General features: G+C 65.0%; 22 protein-coding genes. 8 read left to right on the top strand and 14 right to left on the bottom strand.

Annotation, left to right across the window (positions count from 1 at the left end):
- Positions 1-24 precede the first annotated feature (24 nt).
- Both C7411_RS27505 and C7411_RS27500 read right to left on the bottom strand, forming a co-directional pair.
- The gene (locus C7411_RS27505; protein WP_110387168.1) at positions 25-1,269 is read right to left on the bottom strand and encodes a branched-chain amino acid ABC transporter substrate-binding protein; all 1,245 of its coding nucleotides are present in this window, start codon (positions 1,267-1,269) and stop codon (positions 25-27) included.
- 204 nt (positions 1,270-1,473) lie between these two features.
- The gene (locus tag C7411_RS27500; protein WP_110387167.1) at positions 1,474-2,445 is read right to left on the bottom strand and encodes a helix-turn-helix domain-containing protein; all 972 of its coding nucleotides are present in this window, start codon (positions 2,443-2,445) and stop codon (positions 1,474-1,476) included.
- 98 nt (positions 2,446-2,543) lie between these two features.
- Between C7411_RS27500 and C7411_RS27495 the strand changes: the two genes are divergently transcribed.
- On the top strand, positions 2,544-3,788 hold the full coding sequence (locus C7411_RS27495; protein ID WP_110387166.1) for a DUF1479 domain-containing protein: 1,245 nt from the start codon (positions 2,544-2,546) through the stop codon (positions 3,786-3,788).
- A gap of 16 nt (positions 3,789-3,804) precedes the next feature.
- Here the strand turns inward: C7411_RS27495 and C7411_RS27490 are convergent, their stop codons facing one another.
- Both C7411_RS27490 and C7411_RS27485 read right to left on the bottom strand, forming a co-directional pair.
- Positions 3,805-5,541: an ATP-binding protein gene (locus C7411_RS27490; RefSeq protein WP_243413370.1), complete on the bottom strand. Its 1,737-nt coding sequence runs from the start codon at positions 5,539-5,541 to the stop codon at positions 3,805-3,807.
- 186 nt (positions 5,542-5,727) lie between these two features.
- On the bottom strand, positions 5,728-6,078 hold the full coding sequence (locus C7411_RS27485) for a response regulator (protein WP_110387165.1): 351 nt from the start codon (positions 6,076-6,078) through the stop codon (positions 5,728-5,730).
- Between the two features lie 323 nt (positions 6,079-6,401).
- On the opposite strand from C7411_RS27485, the gene C7411_RS27480 reads away from it, so the two are divergent.
- Entirely contained in the window at positions 6,402-6,677 is a 276-nt protein-coding gene (locus C7411_RS27480; RefSeq protein WP_110387164.1) for a hypothetical protein, read from the top strand.
- A gap of 6 nt (positions 6,678-6,683) precedes the next feature.
- Here C7411_RS27480 and ydiJ read toward each other — a convergent pair whose 3' ends face one another.
- Positions 6,684-9,734, bottom strand: a complete 3,051-nt coding sequence (gene ydiJ, locus C7411_RS27475; protein ID WP_110387163.1) for a D-2-hydroxyglutarate dehydrogenase YdiJ — start codon at positions 9,732-9,734, stop codon at positions 6,684-6,686.
- Positions 9,735-9,849: 115 nt separating this feature from the next.
- On the opposite strand from ydiJ, the gene C7411_RS27470 reads away from it, so the two are divergent.
- Positions 9,850-10,767 (top strand): LysR substrate-binding domain-containing protein, encoded by a 918-nt coding sequence (locus tag C7411_RS27470; protein ID WP_110387162.1) that lies wholly within the window; start codon positions 9,850-9,852, stop codon positions 10,765-10,767.
- Between the two features lie 23 nt (positions 10,768-10,790).
- Here the strand turns inward: C7411_RS27470 and C7411_RS27465 are convergent, their stop codons facing one another.
- From C7411_RS27465 to C7411_RS27430, 8 genes are all read right to left on the bottom strand, one after another.
- Positions 10,791-12,155, bottom strand: a complete 1,365-nt coding sequence (locus C7411_RS27465; RefSeq protein WP_110387161.1) for an MFS transporter — start codon at positions 12,153-12,155, stop codon at positions 10,791-10,793.
- Between the two features lie 333 nt (positions 12,156-12,488).
- Positions 12,489-13,358, bottom strand: a complete 870-nt coding sequence (locus C7411_RS27460) for an alpha/beta fold hydrolase (protein ID WP_110387160.1) — start codon at positions 13,356-13,358, stop codon at positions 12,489-12,491.
- A gap of 65 nt (positions 13,359-13,423) precedes the next feature.
- Positions 13,424-14,671 carry a 3-(3-hydroxy-phenyl)propionate transporter MhpT gene (gene mhpT / locus C7411_RS27455; protein ID WP_110387159.1) on the bottom strand — a complete coding sequence of 416 codons (1,248 nt, stop codon included), beginning with the start codon at positions 14,669-14,671 and terminating at the stop codon, positions 13,424-13,426.
- Between the two features lie 94 nt (positions 14,672-14,765).
- Positions 14,766-15,791 carry a 4-hydroxy-2-oxovalerate aldolase gene (gene dmpG, locus C7411_RS27450; RefSeq protein WP_110387158.1) on the bottom strand — a complete coding sequence of 342 codons (1,026 nt, stop codon included), beginning with the start codon at positions 15,789-15,791 and terminating at the stop codon, positions 14,766-14,768.
- A gap of 4 nt (positions 15,792-15,795) precedes the next feature.
- Positions 15,796-16,746: an acetaldehyde dehydrogenase (acetylating) gene (locus C7411_RS27445; protein WP_110387157.1), complete on the bottom strand. Its 951-nt coding sequence runs from the start codon at positions 16,744-16,746 to the stop codon at positions 15,796-15,798.
- 13 nt (positions 16,747-16,759) lie between these two features.
- Positions 16,760-17,548 (bottom strand): 2-keto-4-pentenoate hydratase, encoded by a 789-nt coding sequence (gene mhpD, locus C7411_RS27440; RefSeq protein WP_110387156.1) that lies wholly within the window; start codon positions 17,546-17,548, stop codon positions 16,760-16,762.
- Between the two features lie 29 nt (positions 17,549-17,577).
- Positions 17,578-18,522 carry a 3-carboxyethylcatechol 2,3-dioxygenase gene (locus C7411_RS27435; RefSeq protein ID WP_110387155.1) on the bottom strand — a complete coding sequence of 315 codons (945 nt, stop codon included), beginning with the start codon at positions 18,520-18,522 and terminating at the stop codon, positions 17,578-17,580.
- 2 nt (positions 18,523-18,524) lie between these two features.
- Positions 18,525-20,375 carry a bifunctional 3-(3-hydroxy-phenyl)propionate/3-hydroxycinnamic acid hydroxylase gene (locus tag C7411_RS27430; protein WP_110387154.1) on the bottom strand — a complete coding sequence of 617 codons (1,851 nt, stop codon included), beginning with the start codon at positions 20,373-20,375 and terminating at the stop codon, positions 18,525-18,527.
- A 192-nt stretch (positions 20,376-20,567) separates the two neighbouring features.
- On the opposite strand from C7411_RS27430, the gene C7411_RS27425 reads away from it, so the two are divergent.
- Positions 20,568-21,371: a DNA-binding transcriptional regulator gene (locus C7411_RS27425; protein WP_110387153.1), complete on the top strand. Its 804-nt coding sequence runs from the start codon at positions 20,568-20,570 to the stop codon at positions 21,369-21,371.
- Here the strand turns inward: C7411_RS27425 and hcaR are convergent.
- A complete protein-coding gene (gene hcaR, locus C7411_RS27420) occupies positions 21,368-22,246 on the bottom strand; it encodes a DNA-binding transcriptional regulator HcaR (protein ID WP_110387152.1) in 879 nt (292 codons plus the stop codon). The genes C7411_RS27425 and hcaR overlap by 4 nt on opposite strands.
- Before the next feature lie 124 nt (positions 22,247-22,370).
- Between hcaR and hcaE the strand changes: the two genes are divergently transcribed.
- Genes hcaE through hcaB form a run of 4 tightly spaced genes read left to right on the top strand, consistent with a single transcriptional unit; the run spans position 22,371 to position 25,421 of the window.
- On the top strand, positions 22,371-23,726 hold the full coding sequence (gene hcaE, locus C7411_RS27415) for a 3-phenylpropionate/cinnamic acid dioxygenase subunit alpha (RefSeq protein ID WP_110387151.1): 1,356 nt from the start codon (positions 22,371-22,373) through the stop codon (positions 23,724-23,726).
- The gene (hcaF, locus tag C7411_RS27410; protein WP_110387150.1) at positions 23,723-24,271 is read left to right on the top strand and encodes a 3-phenylpropionate/cinnamic acid dioxygenase subunit beta; all 549 of its coding nucleotides are present in this window, start codon (positions 23,723-23,725) and stop codon (positions 24,269-24,271) included. Before hcaE ends, hcaF begins: the two co-directional genes overlap by 4 nt.
- Before the next feature lie 2 nt (positions 24,272-24,273).
- A complete protein-coding gene (gene hcaC, locus C7411_RS27405) occupies positions 24,274-24,594 on the top strand; it encodes a 3-phenylpropionate/cinnamic acid dioxygenase ferredoxin subunit (RefSeq protein WP_110387149.1) in 321 nt (106 codons plus the stop codon).
- A complete protein-coding gene (gene hcaB / locus C7411_RS27400; RefSeq protein WP_110387148.1) occupies positions 24,594-25,421 on the top strand; it encodes a 3-phenylpropionate-dihydrodiol/cinnamic acid-dihydrodiol dehydrogenase in 828 nt (275 codons plus the stop codon). Before hcaC ends, hcaB begins: the two co-directional genes overlap by 1 nt.
- Positions 25,422-25,425 lie beyond the last annotated feature (4 nt).

Genomic DNA, 25,425 nt, shown 5'->3' with positions numbered 1-25,425 from the left:
TGAAGTGTCGCAGCGAGAGCACGTTCAGCCCGGGCGCTTCATCTGGCAAGTGGTCGGCTGCGTTGCCGCGGTCGGCCCAAGCTGGACGTCGGTGCGCCAGCCATAGCCGGTGTTCTCCTGGTCGTACTTTACCGTTTTGCCGTCCGCCCGGGTCCATGTCGCGATCACGAGCGACTGCTGGGCCTGGTGATCGGCAGCGCGCATCGTCACCGGACCGTTCATGCCGTCGACCGTCATGCCTTCCATGGCCCTCGCCACCTTGACGGGATCGGTCGACTTCGCCGCGTTCATCGCACGGCTGAGCATTGCGATGGCGGCATAGGCCGTCGCCAGATAATAGTCGTCGTTGTACTTCTTCTTGTAGCCCTCGATGATCTGCCCAACCACCGGCGGGTTGTTCGCCGTGTTCGGGCCGAACACGCCCACATACTTCACATGGTCGGCGCCGGACGCGCCCATGGCCGTCGGCACGCCGGTCGTGCCCGCGTAATAGGTGTAGAAGTTGGCCGTCACGCCCGCGTCCTTGCTCGCCTTCACGAGCAAGGCGAGGTCGCTGCCCCAGTTGCCCGTGATCACCGTGTCGGCGCCGGACGCCTTGATCTTGGTGGCGTAAGGCGAAAAGTCCTTCACGCGCGCGAGCGGATGAAAATCGTCGCCGACGATCACGATATCCGGGCGCTTGCTCTTCAGGTCCTCGCGCGCCACGCGCGAAACGTCATGGCCAAACGAGTAGTCCTGATTGATGAGGTAGACCTTCCTGATGTCCTTGTCGCGCGCGAGGAACGTGGTGAGCGCATCCATCTTCATGTCGGCGTTGGCGTCGAAGCGGAAGTGCCAGTAGTCGCACCGGGCGTTGGTCATGGCCGGGTCCACCGCGGCGTAGTTCAGGTAGACGATTTCCTTGCCCGGGTTGCGCGAGTTGTACCTGGCGACCGCGTCTTCCAGCGCGAGGCCGACCGACGAGCCGTTGCCCTGCACGATATAGCGAATGCCCTGGTCGGCGGCCTGGTTCAGCAGGGTCAGGCTTTCCTGCGGCAACAGCTTGTTGTCGAATCCGACCACCTCGAACTTCGTGCCGTTTGCCCAGTTATGCTCGTTGGCATATTCGGCCGTGTATTGCCAGCTGTGCAGCTGATTCGTTCCGAGCGACGCCATCAAGCCGGACAGCGGATCGATGAAGGCGATCTTGACCGTCTGCGCTTGCGCGGCCCCGCCTGCCAACGCCGACGATACAACTGCACCAGCCAGCAACGAGCGCAACATCCTCATGGACTGTCTCCTTTGTTTGGGCATTGCTTATCGAGCGTGAATTTTCAGTCCGACCGTGCGATTTTTCGCTATATCAACACATTCCTGGCGCCAATGACAGCACTCCAGGGAAATCGCTGAGGCGGTGAGGCATGGCGGGTCATTGCAACTGGCTTACGGTCAGCCTGGGTCCGTGCGCGAGGACGCAATCCCGCGTTCAGGACCTCAGGCTCGCCGCAGCCGGGGCTTGCCGCCCGCCATCCGCCGCGCCGGCTCGAGAGAAGGCGAGCGCTCGGTAAGGGACGGCGCAGCATGGTCCTCGTCAAGCTTTGCGCCCTTGAATTGCTGCCGGTAGGCCACGGGCGTCAACGCTTTTGCAGCCTTGAACTGCCGGTTGAAATTCGCGGTATTGGGGAACCCCGAGCGGGCGGCGATCACGGAGATGGGCATCGGCGTGCCGGTCAACAGCCGGCAGGCATGGCCGATCCGAACCCGCGCAATGTACTGCCCCGCGCTTTCGCCCGTGTGCTGCACGAAATGTCTCGTCAGCGTGCGTTCAGACAGACCCGCGGCTTTGGCTAGCGTCGAAAGCCGCAAGGGCTGCGAGAACTGCGTTTCGATCAGCGCAAGCACCCGGTTCAGCTGCTCGGGCTCATAGCCCGACGATGCACCCACGCGCCCCTCGAATGCGCTGGGCGTCGCCAGCTGGGTGGCCGGCCAATCGGTCAGCCAGGCGAGGATCTCCAGCACGGCAGCGAGGCGCGCACGCGGGTCGGCCGCCAAAAGACGATCCAGATAGCCGCGCATCTGCATGCCGGCGCCTTCCTCGAAGACCAGGCCGCAGGCCGCGCGGCGCAGCAGGTTGCGCAGGTTCGCATACTCCGGACAAACGTCGGCGAGACGCTGCACCCAGTTGCCTTCGAACCAGACGACGATGGCAACCTGCGAGTCCGCCGGGTCGATCGAGCGATTGGACGACCAGGTGTGCGGCATGTCCGGCGGCACGAGGACGAGATCGTCGGCGCCATAAACGGTGACTGAGTCGCCGATATAACGCTTGCCCTGGCTGTTCATCGTCAGCGTGAGTTCGTATTCCGGGTGGTGATGCCACTCGAACGGAATGCGCGGCAAGCGCCGGTGGTAAACCCGCACCGAACAACTGCTGCCGAAGTCGACGTGCGCGTACGCTGCTTTCATGGCCGAAACTACAAAAAGATTGGCCCGATAGTATCACTGGCGAAGGCTGCGCCGGCGTACGCTCGCATCATTCGAAATCACCAGGTGGAGACAACGACATGGCTTTGCATATCGACGACCTGCCCGCGGCTATCCGCAAGGCGAAACGGGAACTGCGGGAGAACTTGCCCAACTACCGGGCCGTGTTCGCCGAGGTCGAAGCGGCCATGCACGAAGAGGCGCACCGCATTGCCCGGCTTCGCGACCGGGGTGAGCCGGTCATCCCCGAAATCGCCTTCGCGGACATCGTCGGCAACCGGGTGAGCGCCGAGCAGATCGCGCTCGTGAAGGCGCGCGGCGCCTGTGTCATCCGCAAGGTATTCGACCGCTCGCGCGTAGAGCAGTGGGACAACGACATCGCGGACTATGTCGAGCGCAACGATCTCGAGCGCAAGCTGCTTCATCGCGCCGAAGACGAATACTTCGGCCAGCTGGCCTCTAACAAGCCGCAGATCTACGGTGTCTACTGGTCGAAGCCGCAAGTGCTGGCGCGCCAGTCGCCGGAACTCACGCAGGCACGCGTGTTTCTGAACCGCCTGTGGCGCAGCGAGAGCGAAGGCCGCGTGCATTTCGACCCGAATCACGTGCCGGTTTATGCAGACCGGCTGCGCCGCCGGCCGCCCGGCTCCGAATCGCTGGGTCTTTCCGCGCATTGCGACGGCGGTTCGGTCGAGCGCTGGATCGAGGCGAACTTCCGCAAGGTCTACCGCCACGTCTTCTCCGGAAACTGGCGCGACTACGATGCGTTCGATGCGGCATGGCGCACCGAGGTCGAAGAGATTCCGTCACCGGCCGTCTGCTCGATGTTCCGCACGTTTCAGGGCTGGACCGCGCTCACGCAGCAAGGCCCCGGCGACGGCACGCTGCAACTCGTGCCCATCGCGAACGCGATGGTCTACATCCTGTTGCGGGCGCTGCAGGACGACATGGCAGACGACGACCTGTGCGGCGCGATGCCGGGCCGCGCGCTCTCGATCAGGCCGGAGTACCACGCGCCACTTTTCCACGCGCTTTCGTCGATTCCCCTGATGCAGCCGGGCGACACCGTCTTCTGGCATAGCGACGTCATTCATGCCGTGGAGGACGCGCATCGCGGCAAGGGCTACAGCAACGTGATGTACATCGCTTCGGCGCCGTCCTGCGCCAGGAACGAGGCGTATCTCGCGCGGCAACTACCGGACTTCCTCGCAGGCAAGAGTCCGCCGGATTTCCCCACGGATCATTTCGAAGTCGATTTCGTCGGGCGCGCAACGGCAGACGACCTGACCGCGCTCGGACGCGCACAAATCGGGCTGAAGACCTGACGCATCGATTGCTGCGTCAGCCGGTCTTGTTGAGGGCATTACGCACCGCAACGGCAAGGTCGTCGTATCGATAAGGCTTGCTGATGAGCGCGACGCCTTCGTCGAGCTTGCCGTCGTGGAAAATGACGTCGCGCGTATAACCGGAGGCGAAGAGGACCTGGGCATAGTAGGGCGCTCCGCTCGCGATACGAGCCAGTTCGCTGCTTCTCACCGTGCCCGGCGTCACGACATCCGTGAACAGAAGGTCGAAACGCTGGCCGCTCTGGATCAGCTTGAGCGCGCCTTCGCCGTCTTGCGCGGAGAGCACCTTGTAGCCGAGCTGGGCCAGCATTTCGATCGCGGCAATGCGAACGTCGGCATCGTCTTCGACAACGAGAATGGTCTCGCCGCCTCGCTCCTGTCGTGCGACGGTCGGCTTGTAAGCGTCGTATTCCGCCTCGAGGCTGCGCGGGAAATAGAGGCTGACGGTCGTGCCCTGGCCTTGTGCGCTTTCAATGAAAACGTGGCCCGAACTCTGCGCAACGAACCCGTGCACCATGCTCAGGCCCAGTCCCGTTCCCTGGCCCTCGGCCTTGGTGGTGAAGAACGGTTCGAACACGCGCGCTTTCACGTGGTCGGGCATGCCGCTGCCCGAGTCCGAAACCTGCAGGCGCACATATTCGCCCGCTGGCACGCCATCGCGGCGCGCCAGTTCGTCGTTGCCTGCATCGATGTTCGCAAGACACACGTGGATGCGTCCGGGTCCGTTTATCGCGTCGCGCGAGTTGATGACCAGATTCAACAGCGCGCTTTCCAGCTGACTTCGGTCTGCACAGATATTCCAGGTCTCCTGCGCCGGCACGATGGCGAGTTCGATCGTCTCCGGCAACGTGCGATGAAGCATCTCGGCTATGCCTTCGACCAGCCGGAATGGATTCAGAACGGCCGGCGCGAGCGGTTGCCTTCGTGCAAAGGCCAGCAGTTGCGAGGCGAGTTTCGCGCCGCGCGACACTGCGTTGCTGACCGCAGCCACGTGCCGCTCGAGCGCGGCGTTGCCTTTCGTCGAAAGCTCGATGAGCTGCAGGTTGGCGGAGATGACCTGCAAAACGTTGTTGAAGTCGTGCGCCACGCCGCCCGTAAGACTGCCGATCGCCTCCAGCTTTTGCGCCTGACGCAGCCGCTCCTCCATCGCCACGCGCGCCCCCACTTCCTCGGCGACGCGCTGCTCCAGTGTCTGGGTCAGTTGCAGCAGCGCGTCTTCGGCCACCTTGCGCTGCTTTTCCGCCAGTATCTTCGCGGTCGTTTCGAACACGATGGCGAGGACGCCCGCCGGCCGCTCGTCGCCTTCGAAAACCGGGCTGTAGCTCAGATCCATCCAGACGTCTTCGGCGTGACCTTCGCGATACAGCACGAGATGCTTGTCCTGAAAGGCCAGCGTTCCGCCCGCAAGGCACGTGTCGACGACCTTGCGGTTGAACGCCGCCACCTCTGGCCAGCCGGTTTCGACCGGTTTGCCCAACAGGAACGGATGCCGGCCGCCCGCGAAAACCGCGTAGGCGTCGTTGTAGACCATCGTGCCTTCGCGGCCCCAAAGCATGGCGAGCGGAGAAGGCGAGGCGAGGAGCATATTGATCGCGGCGACGAGGCTCGCCGACCACGATTCGCGCGGGCCGAGCGCCGTGTCGCTCCAGTCGAATGCGGCGATGCGCTCCGCCATTTCGCCCGGCCAGCGGGTCGAGGGGTGCTCGATCGGCGGTGGAACTTCCTTGTTCATGAGGCGGCTTTGCTCCGAGGGAGACGCTGCTGGATATCGGTACGACCCTGTTCGTGGAGACGGGTGGCTGCACGGCTGCACACGAGCGAAACGGAGCGCGCAATTTTTGTTCCGCATTGGGGCAGGTGCCGCCTGGATCGCCGCTCAGGGCAACCGGCACCGAAGCGGCAGCCGGTCGGAGCGGCGTCACAGGCAGGCCAGCAGGTCTTCGAGCCGCACCGGCTTCATCAGACATTTGTCGAAACCGGCGGCTGCCGCCCTGGCCGTGATATCCGGGTCGATGTGCCCCGATAGCAGAACGTACCGGGTACTCGACAGAGCGGGGTTGAGCCGAAGCTGGCCCACCAGATCGCCGCCGCTCATGTCCGGCAGCGTCCAGTCCACAAAGGCAAGCTCGGGAAGGAACGACCCGGCGACGAGCAGGGCCTCTTGTCCATCGGCGGCGCATCGGGCTTGATGACCTTCGAACTCGACGAGCGCCGCGAGCGCATCTGCGATGTCCCGGTTGTCGTCGACTAGCAGGATTCGTTTTGGCATCGGGCACAAAAAGCTGGCTGGAGAGCGGGCACGACACAGGCAGAACCCGAACCGCGGTTCGCCTTCAAGTGTACCCGGATTCCGCCAATGTCAATCACCAGCGCTCCACCTCACCCCAGGGGTCGAAGTTCAGCATGCTCCATGCATGCCGAATAAATCGGTCTACTGATCAAATCGCAATGGGATTTTCACGGCGCAGCGCGGCGCGTACTTAACGCGTTGTTACCAATCTCGCAGCACCGTTGCACCTGTGTCCGGGGGCGGCGCCTACACTCGGAACCGTGCTTATCGAGAACGCACACAGCGTGCGAAGGAGTTGCGAGATGAAGAGGACGATTCTCGGCCTGGTCCTGGCCGCAACGGCGTTGGCGGCTTCGACCGCCGCATTGGCCCACGTGGATGTGGCCGTGGGCGTTGGCGTGCCAGGCGCGGCCTATGCGCCGGTTCCCGTCCAGACCGACTGGAGAGGCGACGACGACTGGCGCGCGCGGCGCTGGCGGGAACACGAATGGCGCGAGCACGAACGTCGTGAGCATGAATGGCGCGAGCGGCAGTGGCGCGAACGCGAATGGCACGACCAGGGCCGTTGGGACTACTGATCCCGGTCAGCGCAGGGCGTCCAGCAGCGCTTGAACGGGGTGGCGCAAGTGGCGCCCGCGCAAGCGCTTCACCTGGCAGCGGCATGAATAGCCCGTGGCGAGCAGTTCGTCCGCCCCCCGCGTCGACGTCGATGCCGCATCGACATGTCGCGCCCACGATTGCTCGAAGATCGTCTCCGAGGTCGCGCGATTGCGCGCCTCGTGGCCGTAGGTGCCCGACATGCCGCAGCAGCCGCTGGCCGGCGTCGCGAGCGTGAGGCCCGCCGCCGCGAAGACGTCTTTCCACAAGAGCGTGGCGGCGTTCGCGTTGGTGCGCTCGGTGCAATGCGGCAGCAGTCTGAACGAGCCGGACGCGCGCGACGACGATGCGCGCGTGCGCAGTGCGCCGATCAGCCATTCCTGCGGCAACTGAATGTCGGGCACGGTTTCGACGCCTTCCACCTTGCGGTACTCCTGGCGGTACACGAGCGTCATGGCCGGATCGATGCCGACGAGCGGCACACCCGATCTGGCAAGCGCAGCCAGTTGTGCCGCATTGCGCCGCGCGGCCCGGCGAAACTGCGGCAGAAACCCCTGCACGTGCAGCGGCTTGCCGTTCGGCAGATAAGGCGCGACGAATACCTGGAACCCAAGCCGCGCGGCGAGTTCCAGAAACGCGGCGGCCACCGGCGTTTCAAAATAGCGCGTGAACGCGTCCTGCACCACGATCACGCTTTGCCGGCGCTCGGCAACGCTGAGCATCGAGAGGCGTTCGGGCGTTGCGGCCTGCGCTCCCGAGCGGCGCAGTATGTCACGCCATGACTCACGGCTCAACAACGGGCAATCGACAAGTCCTGCATAGCGCGCAAGCAACGACTTGACGGGACCCGCGCCCATCACTGCGTTGTACACGCTTCCCGCGCCAGGCACCGCGGCGACGCGCGGTACCGTGAATTCGAGCGCGCCGATCAAATAGTCGCGCAGCGGCCGCAAATAGCGCGTGTGATACCACTCCAGAAAACGTGCGCGAAACTCGGGCACGCTCACCTTCACGGGGCACTGCCCCACGCATGACTTGCACGACAGGCAACCCGCCATGGCGTCATACACCTCATGCGAGAAGTCTTGTTCGCCCTGGCGTTTGCGCATGCTGTTGAACATGCGCACCGGCAACGCCGCCGCGGCTGGCGCAGCCGTGAGATCCGCACCGGCATCCTGTTGCCTGCGCAACCATTCGCGCATCAGCGAAGCCCGGCCCTTCGGCGAATGCACGCGCTCGCGCGTGGCTTTCCACGACGGACACATGGCGTCGTTCGGGTCGAAGTTGTAGCAGGCGCCGTTGCCGTTGCAGTGAACGGCGTCGGCATTGGCCTGCCAGACGCGCTCGTCCATGCGTCGGTCCAGTTCGCCGCGCAGCGTCGTCGCGTCGATCTTCAACAGCGCCGCACTCGCCCCCGCCGGCGTGGCGATCTTGCCGGGATTGAGCTGGTTGTGCGGATCGAATGCCGCCTTGAGCCGCTGCAGCGCGGGATACAAAGGCCCGAAATACGCGGGCACGTACTCCGAGCGCACGCCCTTGCCATGCTCTCCCCACAGCAGGCCGCCATACTTCATCGTCAAGGCGGTCACGGCGTCCGAAATGGGGCGCACGAGTGCGGCCTCGTCGGGATTGCGCATGTCGAGCGCGGGGCGCACGTGCAGCACGCCGGCATCGACATGGCCGAACATCCCGTAGCGCAGACCGAAACCATCGAGCAGCGCCCGGAACTCCGCAATATAGTCGGCGAGATTTTCGGGCGGCACGGCCGTGTCTTCCACGAAGGGCTGCGGGCGGCTCGCGCCGCGTGCGTTGCCCAGCAGGCCCACCGCACGCTTGCGCATCGCGTAGACGCGATGGATCGCCGCCTCGCCGTCGGCGATCGTATGTCCCAGGCGCCTGACGCTCGCGTCGGCGCCGAGATGCCCGGCAAACGCCGCCACGCGCGCACGCAGTTCGTGCGCGTCATCGCCGCTGAATTCGACCATGTTGATGCCGCTCGCACCGCCTTCGACGCCTTCGTCGTCGGGGAAATATTCCGCCACGCTTTGCCAGACGCTGTCCTCGCGCGCGAGCCGCAGCACCGTGGAGTCCACGGTTTCAATCGAGAGAGGACGATGAGCCATCAATGCGCGCGCATCGCGCAGGGCATCCATGAAACTCTCGTAGCGGATATTGACGAGCGCGGCGTGCTTCGGAACCGGCAGCACGTTCAGCGTCGCCTCGACAATAAAGCCGAGCGTGCCTTCCGAGCCGCACAGCACGCTATTGATGTCGAAGCGCCCCTCGCCGTCGCGCAGATGAGCGAGGTCGTAACCCGTCAAACAGCGGTTCAGCGCGGGAAAGCGCTCGCGTATCAGACCGGCTTCGCGCTCGCCGATGTCGCGCGCGGTGCGAAACACTGCGCCGACCTTGTCCTCGCGCGCACAGAGCGCCATGAGCGCGTCATCTTCGACCGGTGCGCCCGACAGCCGCTCACCGCCGACCAGGACCGTTTCCAGCGCGAGCACGTGGTCGCGCGTTTTCCCATAGGTGCAACTGCCCTGCCCGCTCGCATCCGTGCTGATCATGCCGCCGATGGTCGCGCGATTCGAAGTCGACAGTTCCGGCGCGAAGAAGAGTCCGTGCCGCTTCAGTTCGGCATTGAGCTGATCCTTGACGACACCGGCCTCCACTCTGGCCGTGCGGGCAACGGGATCGATTTCGAGAATCCGGTTCATATGGCGCGACATGTCGACCACGATGCCTTCGGTCAGCGACTGCCCGTTCGTGCCCGTGCCGCCGCCGCGCGCCGCGACCGCCACGCCGCGAAACGTCTCGCGCCCGAGCAGGCGCGCGAGGCGGGCGACGTCGTGCGCATGACGCGGAAACACCGCCGCTTGCGGATAGCGCTGGTAGATCGAATTGTCCGTGGCCAGCACCGTGCGCGTCGCGTGAGTCGCATCCACCTCGCCTTCGAAGCCCGACGCCGCCAATTCATGCAAAAATTGACGGATCAGCGGGTTGCTGAATTCGCCGATGGTAAGCGGGGCAATGGTCATAACGTTCTCGGAGTCTCGCCAGGGGCGCACTATTCCCTTTCTGGGAAACGATTGTCGCTTTTCCGTCCGACACCGGGCAAACGTATATTCGTTGGGTCGATCATGAGGTTTATGAATGAATTTCCGCAAGCTCACGCCTTCCATGTCGCTGCTGCTCGCGTTCGAAGCGTCCGCGCGGCATGAGAGCTTCACGCGTGCCGCCGAGGAGCTGTCGCTCACGCAGAGCGCCGTGAGCCGCCAGGTGCAGGCGCTCGAAGCGATGCTCGAGCTTGCGCTCTTCACGCGCGAAGGCAAGCGCATCATCCCGACGGATATCGGCCGCGCCTACATGGCCGAGATCTCGCACGCGCTCACGCTGATCCGCAGCGCGACGCTGCAGGCACTCACGTCCAACGCGCCGAAAACGCAGTTGCGCGTCGCGACCCTGCCGACGTTCGGCGCCAAGTGGCTGCTGCCGCGCCTGCACCGCTTCTATCAGGCGCACCCGGATCTGCAGATCGATCTCGACTCGCGCATCGAGGCCGCCGATTTTGCGACCCAGGCCCTCGACGCGGCCATCGTGGTGGGCGACGGCCGCTGGCCGGGGGTGACGGCACACCGGCTCTACGCGGAAGAGCTGGTGCTGGTCGGCAACCCTGCCGCGTTACCGCTCGCGCGAAAAGCGAGGCGCAGGGCCGCTGCGCCGACCATCGAATCCCTCGAAGGGCTCACGCTGCTGCGCGTGCGCAGCTTTCCCGACGCATGGCGCGAATGGTGCGCGCATTTCGGCTTGCCTCACGACGCGCTGCGGCCTGGCCCGAGTTTCGAACTGACTTCGCATTTGATTCAGGCAGTCGTGGCCGGTATCGGCATCGGCCTCGTGCCGCGCATGCTGGTGGAAGACGAATTGAAGGAAAGCCGGCTTCTCAGCCCGTTCGAAGCGGTACCGAGCTCGCGTTCGTATTACCTCGTCTACCCGCAGCGGGTTCAGCGCCATCCCGTGCTGGTGGCGTTTCGTGACTGGCTGCTGAAGGAGCTTGCGGCGCAGCCGTGACGTCGAGCGTGTGCGAGGTGCGCTCAGCGGCCGGCTTTCACGGCCTTCGCGGCCTTCGCGGCCGGCACGCCCGCCACCAACGCCGCACCGCTCGCCACCAGCAACGCCGCGAGCAGATACAGCGCGTTATCCATGCTGCCCGTATGCGTCTTGATGATCCCGATTGCCCACGGGCTCACAATGCCGCTCGTGATGCCGATACTGCTGATGAGCGCGATGCCCGCAGCGGCGGCCTTGCCCGAGAGATACGCCGAAGGCACCGCCCAGAAGATCGGCAACGCGGCGAAGATCAGCACCGCTGCGATCGAAAGAATCGCCATCATCGCGGCGAAGCTCGCGAGATGCAGCGTGAGCAGCGCCAATGCAACGCCGCCGCCTATCGTGCACGCGGCGAAATGCCAGCGCCGTTCGCCTCGCCGGTCCGAGCGGCGCGCGATCCACATCAGGCCCACCGCGCCCACCGCATTCGGAATGACGGTGTAGAGGCTGATCGCCAGCACGTCATGCACGCCGAAGTCGCGGATCATGAGCGGCATCCAGAAGTTCAGCGTGAGCGACGCACAGGTCAGCGAGAAGTAGATGAACGCGAACAGATAGACGCGCGGGTTGCGCAGCGCCGCCCCAAACGAACGCGTGGAATGCGGGTGATCGCCTTCGCCGTCGCGTTGCGCGAGGAGGTGGGCCTTTTCCGCATCGGTCAGCCAGCGCGCCTTCTCGGGGCCGTCCACGAGCCAGAACGCGGCCATGAGGCCGAGCAGCACGGCCGGCAGCCCTTCGATCAGGAACATCCAGCGCCAGCCGGCGAGTCCCGCCACGCCGGCCATGTCGCGCATGATCCAGCCCGAGATGAGGCCGCCGAGCACGCCCGCCACCGCCACGCCCGCGAAGAAGATCGAGAACACGGCTGCGCGGCGCCGTGCCGGATACCAGTACGTGAGATAGAGCACGATACCCGGAAAGAAACCCGCCTCGAATACGCCCAGCAAAAAGCGCAGCGCATAGAACTGCGTGGGGCTCGACACGAACATCATGCAGGTCGAGGCAATGCCCCACAGCAGCATGATGCGCATGAACGTGCGGCGCGCGCCGAAGCGCGCCAGCAGCATGTTGCTCGGCACTTCGCACAGCACGTAGCCCACGTAGAACACGGCGGCGCCGAGGCCGTACATCGCGTCGCTGAAGCCCAGGTCGTGCTTCATCTGCAACTGCGCGAAGCCGATGTTGATGCGGTCGAGAAACGAGACGACGTAGCAAACGAACAGGAACGGAATGACGCGCGCGGAAACTTTCCGATAGAGCGCATCGTCTTGCTGCGAGGGATTCTGCGCGGACGCAGCGTACGCGCGCGCGGCTTCGGACCGGCGGTCCGGGGCGATCGATTGGGGCATCTGCCTGTCTCCAAACATGACTCCGGTACACCCGGGCGGGCCCAGGCAGACCGTCGATGCGCGGCGTCTTGCGCGCCTTGCGCGGCTCGCCTGGGCGCGTGCGGTTCGCGCGTCTGTCCAGGCAGTGACGCCGATCATAGGTGCGGCAGGTTTGATTTGTCAATGGCGAATCATTTCGCCTTACGCTAATACGGGTTTGTCTTTAGGTGGTCCGGTCGACGGTGCATCGGCTCATGGTTTCGTCACACAAATGCCGACGCCATGCGCTCGCCCAAATAAAAAAGCGGCACACCGCGAGGTGCGCCGCTTCGTTACCGCAAGGGCTTTCGTGTCTTAGTGCGTCAGGAAGTCGATCACCATGCGGTTAAAGGCTTCCGCATGCTCCCATTGCGCCCAGTGGCCGCATCGGTTGAACACGTGCAGTTGCGCGTTCTGCATGCCGGCCAGCAGACGCAGGCCGACATCCATCGGCACGAAGCGGTCGTCGCGGCCCCAGATCACGAGCGTGGGCGCGGCGATTTCGCCAAGTCGCGGACCATAGTCGCTGAACTGCTTCGGGAAGGCAGCGAGGCTCTTCACGAAGTTTTCCAGGTGGTCGCGGCGCGCGAGCATGTTGTCGAGCCGCGTTTGCATCAGCTCGTCGGTGAGCGCGCTCGCGTCGTACACGAACACGTTCATCATGCGCTTGAGGTTCTCGATGGTCGGATCGCGATAGAGACCTTGCAGCAGCTTGATGCCTTCGGTGGGCATCGGCACGAAACTGCTCGGGCCGCCGGTGCCGCCGCCCATCAGCACGAGCTTGCCCACGCGTTGCGGATTCGCCAGTGCGAACGCGACGGCGCTATGACCGCCCATCGAATTGCCGAGAATATGCACGCGCTCGATGTCGAGCACATCGAGCAGGCCCTTGAGCACGCGGCCGTTCAGGTCCGAGCGCGAGCTCGTGCAGACGACCGGGTCGCTCTTGCTCCAGCCCGGGCAGTCCATCAGGATCACCCGGTAGCCCGCCGCGACGAGCGGTTCGACGTTGCGGTTGAAGTTGGCCCAGCCGCTCGCGCCCGGACCCGAGCCGTGCAGCATCACGACGGTTTCGGCGCCGGCGCCTGCGTCGTTGTAGTGAATCTGGAACTCGACCTCGCCGTCCTTCACGCGTGCGAATTTGCTCGTCGAGGCTTCGGTGATTGCCTGTGCCGTACCCGTCATGATTATCATCCTTTAAAACGTAATAACCCATGCCGGAGAAGGCGCATGCCTTCTCCCCTTTACATTCATGCGCCCTGTGCGCCCAACGTGCGGCGCTGCCTGAATGCACCCACCACGCTGAGCGCGGCGAGCGCCGCGATCACGACGAGCGGAATGCTCGAGCCCACCAGCATCGACGGGCTTTGGCCGAGCGCGAACAGCTGGCCCGCCACGAGCGGCCCGAGAATCGAACCCAGACGCCCCACGGCCACTGCCGCGCCCACCCCCGTGCCGCGCACTTCCGTGGGGTACGCATGGCCCGCGAGTGCGTAAAGCACGGACTGGCCGCCCACGATAAAGAAGCCGCACAGCAGGCCGCCCACGGCCGTCGAGCTTGCGCCGCCCGCGCTTGCGAGCACGGTGAGCGCCGCCACGATGCCCACGTACATGCCGATCACCGTGCCGCGGCGGCCAAAGCGATCCATGATCGTTGCGATCGCAACGGCACCGATGCCGCCGCCGATGTTGAACAGCATCAGCACGAGGTTCGACTGCACGCGCGTGAGGCCGCGTGCGAGCACCATCGAGGGCAGCCAGTTCATCAGGAAGTACAGCACGATCAAGGTGCCGAGGTAGCTGATCCACAGCGCAATCGTGGTACGCGCTCGGCCCGCTCGCCAGAGCGCCTGCGTCACAGTTGGCGCGCCTTCCTTCGCGGCCTTCGAAGCCTGCGCGGCGACGAACTGCTGCGACTCGCGCAGGAACAGGCCAAGCAGCGGCACCATCACGATCGGGCCGAGACCGCCGACGTAGAACACGTGGCGCCAGCTTGGCTCCCCCGTGCCGAGCATGCCGATGACGGCGGCAATCGCCGCGCCGAACGGCATGCCGCAGTACATCGCTCCGACGGCCGTGCTGCGCTGCTGCTCACCCGCTGCCTCCGAGCACAGCGCGATCAGGTTCGGCATGGCCGCGCCAAGGCCGAGACCCGTAAGCAGACGCGCGACGAGCAGGCTTTCGAAATTCCACACCATGGTCGTGGCAAGCGAAAACAGCCCGAACAGCGCCACCGACCACATGAGCACGCGTTTGCGGCCGAAGCGGTCGGCAAGCCGGCCGCCCAGTGCCGCGCCCGGCAACAGGCCGATTGCGCCGGCGCTGAACGCCCAGCCCATTTGCGCGACGGCAAGATGAAACTCCTTCGCCATGCGCGGCCCCGCTACGCCCGCCGATTGCAGGTCCAGCCCTTCGAGCAGCGCAATCGCCAGACACAGGGCGATGGTTGCCTTGCTGCTCGTTCCACCTCCTCCAGCACTACTGTTTCGCGACGTCATAAAAAGTCTCCATGTGTATTTGCGAGCCGCTCTTTCCGGCGGCTATATGCAGCAACGCCGCGCACCGCCCAAAGGCGATGCGCGGCGCACTTGATCAGGATTGCAATGCTTGCTGGCGCTTTTTCAGATCGAGCGCCACGTCGACGATCATGTCTTCCTGGCCGCCCACCATCCGGCGCTTGCCCAGTTCGACGAGAATGTCCACCGTCTTGAGGCCGTACTTCTTCGCGGCCACTTCCGAGTGGCGCAGGAAGCTCGAGTACACGCCCGCATAGCCGAGCGCGAGCGTTTCGCGGTCCACGCGAACCGGCCTGTCCTGCAACGGGCGCACGATGTCGTCGGCGGCGTCCATCAGCGTGTAGAGGTCGGCGCCATGGTTCCAGCCCATGCGTTCCGCCGCGCCGATGAATACTTCGAGCGGCGCATTGCCCGCGCCCGCACCCATGCCCGCGAGCGACGCATCGATGCGGTCGCACCCTTCTTCCACCGCCACGATCGAATTCGCCACGCCCAGCGAGAGATTGTGGTGCGCGTGCATGCCCGTTTGCGTTTCGGGCTTGAGCACCTGTTTGACGGCACGGAAGCGGTCGCGCACGTCGTTCATCGTCAGTGCGCCGCCCGAATCGACCACATAAATGCAGGTCGCGCCGTAGCTTTCCATCTTCTTCGCTTCGATGGCGAGATTTTCCGGCGTGGTCATGTGGCTCATCATCAGGAAGCCCACCGTGTCCATGCCCAGTTCGCGTGCGTATTCGATGTGCTGCTTCGAAATGTCGGCTTCGGTGCAATGCGTGGCGATACGCACCACACGTGCGCCGGCGTTGTACGCGGCCTTCAGGTCGTGAATCGTGCCGATGCCGGGCAGGAGCAGCGTGGCGATCTGCGCATGCGTAACCACGTCGGCCACGGCTTCGATCCATTCGAGGTCGCTGTGCGCGCCGAAGCCGTAGTTGAAGCTCGAGCCCTGCAGGCCGTCGCCGTGAGCGACCTCGATGCTGTCGACTTTTGCCTTGTCCAGCGCACGGGCGATGTCCTGCACGTTCTGGATCGAGTATTGGTGGCGGATGGCGTGGCTGCCGTCGCGCAGCGTCACGTCGGAAATGTAGAGTTTCTTGCTCATGGTCTTAAGCTCCCTGCACGCTCAGAAGCGTCTGCGCCATGCGTTCGGCGGTGGCGAGCGCAGCGGAAGTCATGATGTCGAGATTGCCTGCGTAAGCGGGCAGATAGTGCGCGGCGCCTTCCACTTCGAGGAACACCGAGGTCTTCAGGCCGCTGAACTTGCCGAGGCCCGGGATATTCTGGGGGGCACTGGCCGGAATCTCGTCGAACTGCACCTTTTGCTTCAGGCGATAGCCCGGCACGTAGGCGTGCACCTTCGCGACCATCTCTTCGATGGACTGCTCGACCTTCACGCGGTCGGCCGCCTCAGAAAGCGTATACACCGTGTCGCGCATCATGACCGGCGGCTCAGCCGGATTCAGCACGATGATGGCTTTGCCTTTCGCCGCGCCGCCCACCACTTCGATGGCCTTCGAAGTCGTTTCGGTGAACTCGTCGATGTTGGCGCGCGTGCCCGGACCTGCCGACTTGCTGCTGATCGACGCGACGATTTCCGCGTAGTGGACCTTCGCGACGCGCGACACAGCCGCGACCATCGGTATGGTGGCCTGGCCGCCGCACGTCACCATGTTGACGTTAGGCGCCTGGATGTGGGCGTCGAGGTTCACGACCGGCACGCAGTACGGACCGATCGCGGCGGGCGTGAGGTCGATCACGCGGATCGACGGCTTGAACGTGCGCAGCAGCGCATCGTTCTTCACGTGAGCGCCAGCGGAAGTCGCATCGAACACGAAGTCGATATCGTTGAACACGGGCAGGCGCGTGAGACCAACCACGCCTTCGTGCGTGGTCGCGACGCCGAGGCGCGCGGCGCGCGCGAGGCCATCGGAATTCGGGTCGATGCCGACCATCGCCGCCATTTCCAGATGCTTGCTGTTGCGCATGATCTTGATCATCAGATCCGTGCCTATGTTGCCGGAGCCGATGATCGCGGCCTTGAGTTTTTCGGAAGCCATATGAATTCCTGTGTCAGGCGGAAAAAGTCGCGCGAACGCTGCCGAGGCCTTCGATCTGCGCGGTGTACGTGCCGGGTTCCTTCACGGCGACCATGGGCCCGAGCGCACCCGTGAGCACCACGTCGCCCGCACGCAGCGGCGTGCCGAGCCGCACCATGCGGTCTGCAAGCCACACGGCGGCGTTGAGCGGGTTGCCGAGGCAAGCGGCGCCGTTGCCGCGCGAGAGCACTTCGCCGTCACGCGAGAGTTCCATCGCGCAGGCGGTCAAGTCGATCTGCGAGAACGGCACCGGGCGGCTGCCCACCACGAAGCGCGCGCTCGACGCGTTGTCGGCCACGGTGTCGACGAAGCGGATGTCCCAGTTCCGGATGCGGCTGTCGACCACTTCGATCGCCGCGAGCGCATAGGCGCTCGCGCGCAGGATATCGACGAAGGTGTGCTTTTCGAACGTGAGGTCGTGCTCCAGCACGAGCGCGATTTCCGCTTCCACCTTCGGCTGGATCAGTTGCGAGAGCACAATCGCCTCGCTGTCGCCGCAGGCCATCGAGGCGAACAGCGCGCCGAAGTCGGGCTGGTCGACGCCCAGCTGCTTTTGCACCGCAAGCGACGTGAGACCGATCTTGCGGCCCACGATGCGCTCGCCCTTCGCCACGCGCAGATCGACGTTGGCTTGCTGAACGGCGTAAGCGGTGGCGATATCGTCAATAGCGATCTCGCCGCGCACCGGTTCGATCACGTTGCGCGACGCTTCGGCTTCGCGCAGGCGCGCGGCCAGCGCCGCGACGAGTTTTGGATCTGACATGTGGATTCTCCGGAGTCCGTACTGTTCTATCAAGCCGCGTCGGGCGTGGCGTGCATGGCGGCGAAACCCGCAATCCACTCGGGAATTTCGCGGTAGTAATCGAGCGAAGCGCAATACGGGCCGTAAGCAGCCAACGCGCCGAACGCCGCCACCCATGTGCGGATTTCGTGGGCCGATTTGCCGCCGTCGCGCGTGATGGCCGCGTTCGTCATACCGTCCACGGAAGTCAGCTCGCCCGACGCAAGGCGCGCGAGGAACGCGCGGTCCCATTCGGGATTGAGCGGATGCAACGGACTGTCGCCCGCGGTGAACGACTTCGCCGCGGCCACGGTGCGCGCCTGGCGCGCGGCGCGCGAATCGGGCGTGGGGTTGCGGCCCGCGATCAGGCGTTCGGCCACTTCGGGCGCCGCGCCGGCCAGTTCCGGCACCGGCGGCTCATGCGAAATACCGCCCGAACCCACCACGAGCACGCGCTTGCCGCTGCGCGAGAAGAAGCGCCCGATGGCATCGCCGAGCAGACGCGCGCGGCGCAGCGTCGCCATGGGCGGCGCCACGGAATTGATGAACACCGGAATCACCGGGTAACGGTCGAGACCGCCCGTGAGCACTTCCAGCGCCTGCGCGCAGCCGTGATCGACCTGCATGCGGTACGAAAGCGCCACGTCGATATCGGTGTCGAGCACGTTTTCGGCGAGCCTGTGCGCAAGTGCTTCAGGAACCGGCAGCGTGCCGGCCAGGCTCTTGAAGTCGCCGATCGCTTCCGCGCGCGCGCCGATGCAGAACGGCGGCATCACGTCATAGAAGAAGCCGTTGAAGTGGTCGGGTGCGAACGCGACGATCACGTCGGGGTTGAAAGCCTCCACGCGTTCGCGCGCGGCGCGGCCTATACGTTCGACTTCCGCCACCACGTCAGGCCGCGGATCGAAATAGCCATGCAATGGCGTATGCGACAGACATTCGAGGTGAATCGGCATGCTCAGGCTCCTGCGGTACGCGCAACGGCCACGCCGCGCACGGGACGGTTTTGCGGGGCAGCGGCGCTCGCCCCATGCAAGGCGGCTTCGGTCATGCCGAGCTTGCCCGCGAGTTCGACGATCGCGTCCGATACCTGTTGCGGCGTGCACACGCCCGCGACGAAGCGGTCCGGGCGCAGCAGCACGACGGATTCGGGCAGGCGGCTGAACCACTCCTTCAGGCGGCCCTGCACGTCGCCGAGCGCGAGCACGCCCTCGGGCACGTCGTCGGCGTATTCGAGCTGCACGTCGGGCTTCGCGAAGACGAAGCGCGCACCAAGGCGCTCCCACAGCGCGCGGGCTTGCGGCGTGAGGCCGAAGGTCGGGTCCGCGCCCCAGGCCAGTACCGCGAAGCCGTTGCCGATCGCGTCGTCGAGGCGCACCACGCGGCCATCGGCAAGCCGCACGCGCGGCTGGATGAACATGCGGCCCACGGGCGAGGCGGCGAGCGGATCGCGGCCGTACGCGAGGCGGCCGATCAGCGAGTCGCGCTTCTGGCTCATCAGGCCGAGCAGGCGGCCCGGCGCGGAGTTGCCGGAGCGTTCCAGCAGGCTGGCAAACCAGCCGCCCGTCTTTTGCGGCGGCGGCAGCAGCACGACGCCCGCTTCATAGCGCGGCATCGGCTTGAAGCGCATTTCCACGAAGTAACGCTTGACCGAGGGAAACACGTTCATGTAACGCACGAACGTGTCGCGAAAGCGCGCGCCAAGGCGCGTGGTGGGCGCGAAAATATCGCCCGCCACTTCGGAGAGGTGGATCATCGAGCGCGCGTGCGCGCGGCGCTCCACGGTATAGCTGTCGAGCAGGCGGCCGTCGGCCTCGCCCTTCGCGACCATCGCGAGCTTCCAGCCCAGGTTGTTCGCGTCGCGAATGCCGCTGTTGTAGCCCTGGCCCTGCCACACGGGCATGATGTGCGCGGCGTCGCCCGCGAGCAGCACGCGGTCCACGCGGAACGTTTCGGCGAGGCGCGCGTTGTGCGTGTACACACGCTTGCGGATGTAGTCGACCTTGTCGGGGTCCGCCACCACCTTGCGGATGAGCGCGGCCATGTTCCCGGGCTTCGAGAGTTCTTCCTCCGTTTCGCCCGGCATCACCATGAATTCGAAGCGGCGAATACCGTGCGGCAGCGCAGCCGACACATACGGGCGCTGATGATCGCAATGCATATAAATATGCGGCGAGCCGATGGGGTCGTTGCGCACGTCCACCACGATCCATTGATTCGGCTTCGTGCGGCCTTCGAACGGCACGTTCAGCGCGCGGCGCACGAAGCTGTTGCCGCCGTCCGCGCCCACCAGGTACGCTGCGCGGATCGTGCGGCGCTCGCCGTTCACGTCGCTCACGTCGATCGTCACGCCCTGCGTGTCCTGCTCGAATGCGTCGACCGTGTGGCCGAACAGCACGTCCACATGCTCGAAGCGCGCGAGCCCTTCATACAGCACGCGGTCGGCGAGCGGCTGAATGAAGGCATTGCGGCGCGGCCAGCCGAATTCGTCGGTGCGCGGCTCGATCGACGCGAAACAATGGCCGTCTTTCGTGACGAAACGCATCCAGTGGTCGGGCGTGGTGTGCGGCAGCAGCGCATCGGCAAGGCCGATCGACTGAAACACCCGCAATGCTTCGTCATCCAGACCAATGGCGCGCGGATAGTCGATGATCTGGTCGAGCTTCTCGACGAGCGTGACGCGCACGCCCTGCAGGCCGAGAATGTTGGCGATCATGAGGCCGACCGGACCCGCGCCGATGATGGCGACGTCGGTGGCAATCTGGCGAGGGCGGACGATATCCGCCACCTGGGCGAGGGGGGTGTTCATGTGTCTCCTTCTCGCGCGGCTTAGGGAGCCGCTGCGGATGCTGACAGGGGGTGCCTGAAAACGGATCACCCGGTTGGACGTTTTGTCACAGTCCGGTGAATGGAAGCGAGTCTAGGTTCCGCCCGATGCGCGCTCAACATTTTTAGAGAAATGTGCATAGAATGCACACAGTTGATTTTTAAGGCGTTTTTGATGACGAAGTATGCAAACGTGCGGGGGCTGGCGCGCGGCCTGCAGGTGCTCCAGGCGCTCAACGCCATGGAGAACGGGCGCGCCACGAGCCAGCAGCTGAGCGAGGCGACGGGTCTGCACCGCACGACCGTGAGGCGCCTGCTGGAAACCCTGGTCGAGGAGAAGTTCGTGCGCCGCAGCGCTTCCGACGACAGCTTTCGTCTGACGATGAACGTGCGCGGCCTGAGCGAAGGCTTCACCGACGACGAGCTGATCGCGACCATCGCGCCGCCGATCATGGCGCAAATGCTCCAGCGCACCGTATGGCCATCGGACCTCACGACGCCCGATGGCGACTCCATGGTGATACGCGAGACCACGCACCGCTTCAGCCCGCTTTCGTTTCACCGCGCGATGGTGGGCCGCCGCCTGCCGATCCTGCTCACGGCGGCCGGCCGCGTGTACTTCGCGATGTGCCCCGAGGCGGAGCGCGAAGACATCCTCGAACTATTGCGCGCGGGGGCGGGTGGCGAGCAGCAGCAAAAGCTGGCTGGCGACAAGGCCTATATCCGCAATCTCGTGCGCCAGACCCGCGCAGACGGCTTCGGCTCGAACCACGGCGACTGGGCGGACCAGCGCAAGATCGGTGCGCTCGCAACGGCCATCGAGGCCCACGGGCGCGTGCTCGCGAGCCTGAACGTGATCTACCTGGAGCAGGCCATCCATCCGGCGGAGGCGGTGCGCCGCTTCGTGCCCGAGTTGCAGCGCGCCGCGCAGGAAATGGTGGCGGCGCTGGAGGCGCAGGAGGAAAACACCAAGCGTTAAGCCTCGCTCTCGCGCACGAGTTCGAACAACGCTTCGAGCTCCGCTGAATGCGGCTCTTTGCGCGACACCATCAGCAAGTCGATGGTGGGCGGCTCGCCTTCGAGCGCGCGCGTGCAGATCGCCCTGCTCGTGAGCGACGAGACATACGCGGGCAGGAGCGCGTAGCCGAGCCCCATCCCCACCAGATTCAGATTGAGCAGAATATTGGTCGCGACCTGCGCCACCTTGCGCTGAATGCCGTGCGCCTCGCAATACGCCTCGACGACGCTGTGCACCTGCCCCGAGAACTGCGGATGCGTGCTGATGAACGGCTCGCCGCTCAGTTGCGCCGGTGCGATGCGCTTTTGCTTCGCGAGCGGATGAGTGCCCGGCAGCACCACCACGAGCGGCTCGGTGAGCACGACTTCGCTGCGCAATTCAGGCGAGACGACGGGCCGGCGCATGAACGCCACGTCGATATCGCCGCGCAGCAGCGCCTCTTCCTGCTCGGCCGTCGGCAGGCTGCGCAACTCGACATTCACCTCGGGAAAGCGCAAACGCAAACGCGGCAAGATCATCGGGAAAACCCGGATCTCCGCGGCAGGCACGAAGCCGATCGTCACCGTCGCGCGCCCCTGCCCCACCTGGCGTGCACGCGCCACCGCGCGATCGGCCTGGGCCACCACGAGGCGCGCCTCGGCGAGGAACACCTTGCCGGCGTCGGTCAATTCCACCTTGCGGCGCGTGCGCTCGAAGAGCGGCGTGCCCACTTCGTCTTCGAGATTGCGGATCTGCTGGCTCAGCGATGGCTGCGCCGTATGCAGGCGCTGCGCCGCGCGCGTGAAGCTCAGCTCGTCGGCAACGGCAATGAAGTAGCGCAGGTGTCTCAGTTCCATGCTCGAATTATCGTTTCGAAGTCTTAGTGGCAACAAACAAAATATTTCACAACGGCAAAGCGAGCAACGATCATCCGTCTGCGTTCTCCGCCAAAAGGGGAATGCTCCCACGGAGGAGACTCGCATGTCCGCAATCATCGACATCGATGCACTCGTCGACGCGCAGAATGGCCGCGTCACGTCGTCGATCTATACCGACCCCGACATCTACGCGCTCGAACTCGAGCGTATTTTCGGCCGCTGCTGGCTCTTTCTCGCTCACGTCAGTCAAATACCGAAAGCCGGCGACTTTTTCAATACCTACATGGGCGAAGACCCCATCGTCGTGGTGCGCCAGAAGGACGGCTCGATCAAGGCCTTCCTCAACCAGTGCCGCCATCGCTCGATGCGCGTGAGCCACGCCGATTGCGGCAACACGCGCGCGTTCACGTGCCCGTATCACGGCTGGTCGTATGGCGTGGACGGCGCGCTCATCGACGTGCCGCTCGAACCGCGCGCCTATCCGCAGGGCCTGTGCAAGGAGCAATGGGGCTTGCAGGAAGTCACGCGCGTGGCCGTGTACAAGGGCCTCGTGTTCGGCAACTGGGACGCGAACGCGCCCGACCTCGAAGCCTATATGGGCGACATCGCCTGGTATCTGGACGGCGTGCTCGACCGCCGCGAAGGCGGCACCGAGATCGTGGGCGGCGTGCACAAGTGGGTGATCGACTGCAACTGGAAATTCCCGGCGGAGCAGTTCGCGAGCGATCAGTATCACGCGCTCTTCACGCACGCGTCGGCCATCGAAGTGCTCGGCGCGAAGGAAGGCACAGCCGACAAGGCGCTGGGCGCGGGTCAAACGGCGCGCCCTGTATGGGAGACCGCGAAGGGCGCGCTGCAGTATGGCCAGGCGGGCCATGGCAGCGGCTTCTTCTTCACGGAGCAGCCCGACGCGAACGTGTGGGTGGACGGCGAAGTCTCGCAGTACTTCCGCGACACCTATGGCGAAGCCGAAGCGCGCCTCGGCAAGGTGCGCGCGATGCGTCTCGCGGGCCACAACAACATGTTCCCCACGCTTTCCTGGCTCAACGGCACGGCCACGCTGCGCGTCTGGCATCCGCGCGGGCCGAACCAGGTGGAGGTGTGGGCGTTCTGTATCGCCGACAAAGCCGCTTCCGACGAGGTCAAGGCCGCGTTCGAGCGCAGCGCGACGCGCGCGTTCGGACCCGCAGGATTTCTCGAACAGGACGACTCGGAAAACTGGGCCGAAGTGCAGAAAGTGTTGCGCGGCAGCCGCGCGCGAAAAACGAAACTTTGTCTCGAAATGGGTCTCGGCAACGAGCGCATGCGCGAAGACGGCATACCTGGCATGACGAACTACATTTTCTCGGAGACCGCTGCGCGCGGCATGTACCGACGCTGGGCAGACCTGCTGATTGCCGAAACGTGGGACGAAGTGAACGAGCGTACCGCGCGCTACGAAGCGGAGGTGCTCAAATGAGCGAAGCCGCCGAACCGGTTTTCACGCCCACGCGCGTGGGTCTCGAACTGCATCACGAAATCGGGCAGTTCCTCTTTGACGAAGCGGCGCTGCTCGACGGCTGGCGCTTTCGCGCATGGCTCGACCTCATGTCGAAGGACATCCGCTACACCATGCGCACGACCGTCAACGCGCAAACGCGCGACCGTCGGCGCGGCGTGCAGCCACCCACCACGTGGATCTTCAACGACACGCATTTCCAGCTCGAACGCCGCGTGGCGCGCCTCGAAACCGGCATGGCGTGGGCGGAAGAACCGCCTTCGCGCACGCGCCATCTCGTGACGAATCTGCGGGCGTTCACCACCGAAACGCCCGGCGAGTACGAAGCACAGGTGAACTACGCGCTCTACCGTTCGCAGAAGGAACGCGACGAGACGTTCTATGTGGGCCGCCGCATCGACCGCGTGCGCCGCGTGGAGGGCGCGCAAGGCTGGCAGGTGTGTAACCGTGAGATCACGCTGGACCAGGCGGTGCTCACTTCCCATAACCTGAGTGTGCTTTTCTGATCATGGCCCGTATTTTTGTCTGCCAGGACAACGCGTTGTCCGACGGCGAAGCGATCAAGGTGGACGGCCCGTCCGCCGCGATCGCCGTATTCAAGGTCAACGGCGAGCTTTTCGCGCTGAACGACCGCTGCTCGCACGGCAACGCTTCGATGTCCGAAGGGTACGTCGAAGACGATGGCACCGTCGAATGTCCGCTGCATGCCGCACGTTTCTGCCTGAAGACAGGGGCGGCGCTGTGCCAGCCTGCGACCGAAGCGCTCAAGACGTTCCCTGTCACGCTCGTCGACGGCGCGGTGTTTGTCGACGTCCCGGAGGCCGCGTAATGGGCTGGCTCGATAACGAAGTTGCGTTGATTACGGGCGGCGGCTCGGGACTCGGCCTCGCGCTCGTCGAACGCTTTCTCGACGAAGGCGCGCGCGTGGCCGTGCTCGAACGCTCGGCCGGTAAAGTCGCGGCGTTGCGCGAACGCTTCGGCACACAACGCGGCATGCATCGTGTCGTTGCCGTGCACGGCGACGTCACCTCGTACGCCGACAACGAGCGCGCCGTGAGCGCCGCCGTCGATGCGTTCGGCAAGCTAGACGTCTTCATCGGCAACGCGGCGATCTGGGACCACGCTTCGAGCCTCGTCGATCTTTCGCCCGAACAACTCGAGAACGGTTATGAAGAGCTTTTCTCGATCAACGTGAAGGGCTATCTGCTCGGCGCGAAAGCGGCGGCGCGCGCGCTCGTCGCGAGCGAAGGCAGCATGATCTTCACGCTCTCGAACGCCTCGTTCTATCCGGGTGGCGGCGGCCCCTTGTACACGGCGAGCAAGCACGCGGCCGTGGGCATCATCCGCCAGCTGGCCTATGAACTCGCACCGAAGGTGCGCGTGAACGGCGTCGGCCCGTGCGGCATGGCGAGCGATTTGCGCGGCCCCGCTTCGCTCGGCCAGCAAGACCTGCGCATCATGGATTCGCGCTCGCCCGAAGCGATTGCCGGCATCCTGCCGCTACAGTTCTTCCCGCAGCCTGCGGATTTCACCGGGCCTTACGTGATGCTCGCCTCACGCGCGAACAACCGCGTGCTCAGCGGCGTGATGATCAATGCAGACGCCGGCCTCGGCATTCGCGGCATCCGTCACGCGGCGGGCGGCCTGCATCTGTGAGGGG

The sequence above is a fragment of the Paraburkholderia silvatlantica genome (assembly GCF_003096715.1).
Taxonomy (GTDB): Bacteria; Pseudomonadota; Gammaproteobacteria; order Burkholderiales; family Burkholderiaceae; genus Paraburkholderia; species Paraburkholderia silvatlantica.
This window is presented reverse-complemented; position numbering and strand designations above follow the sequence as displayed.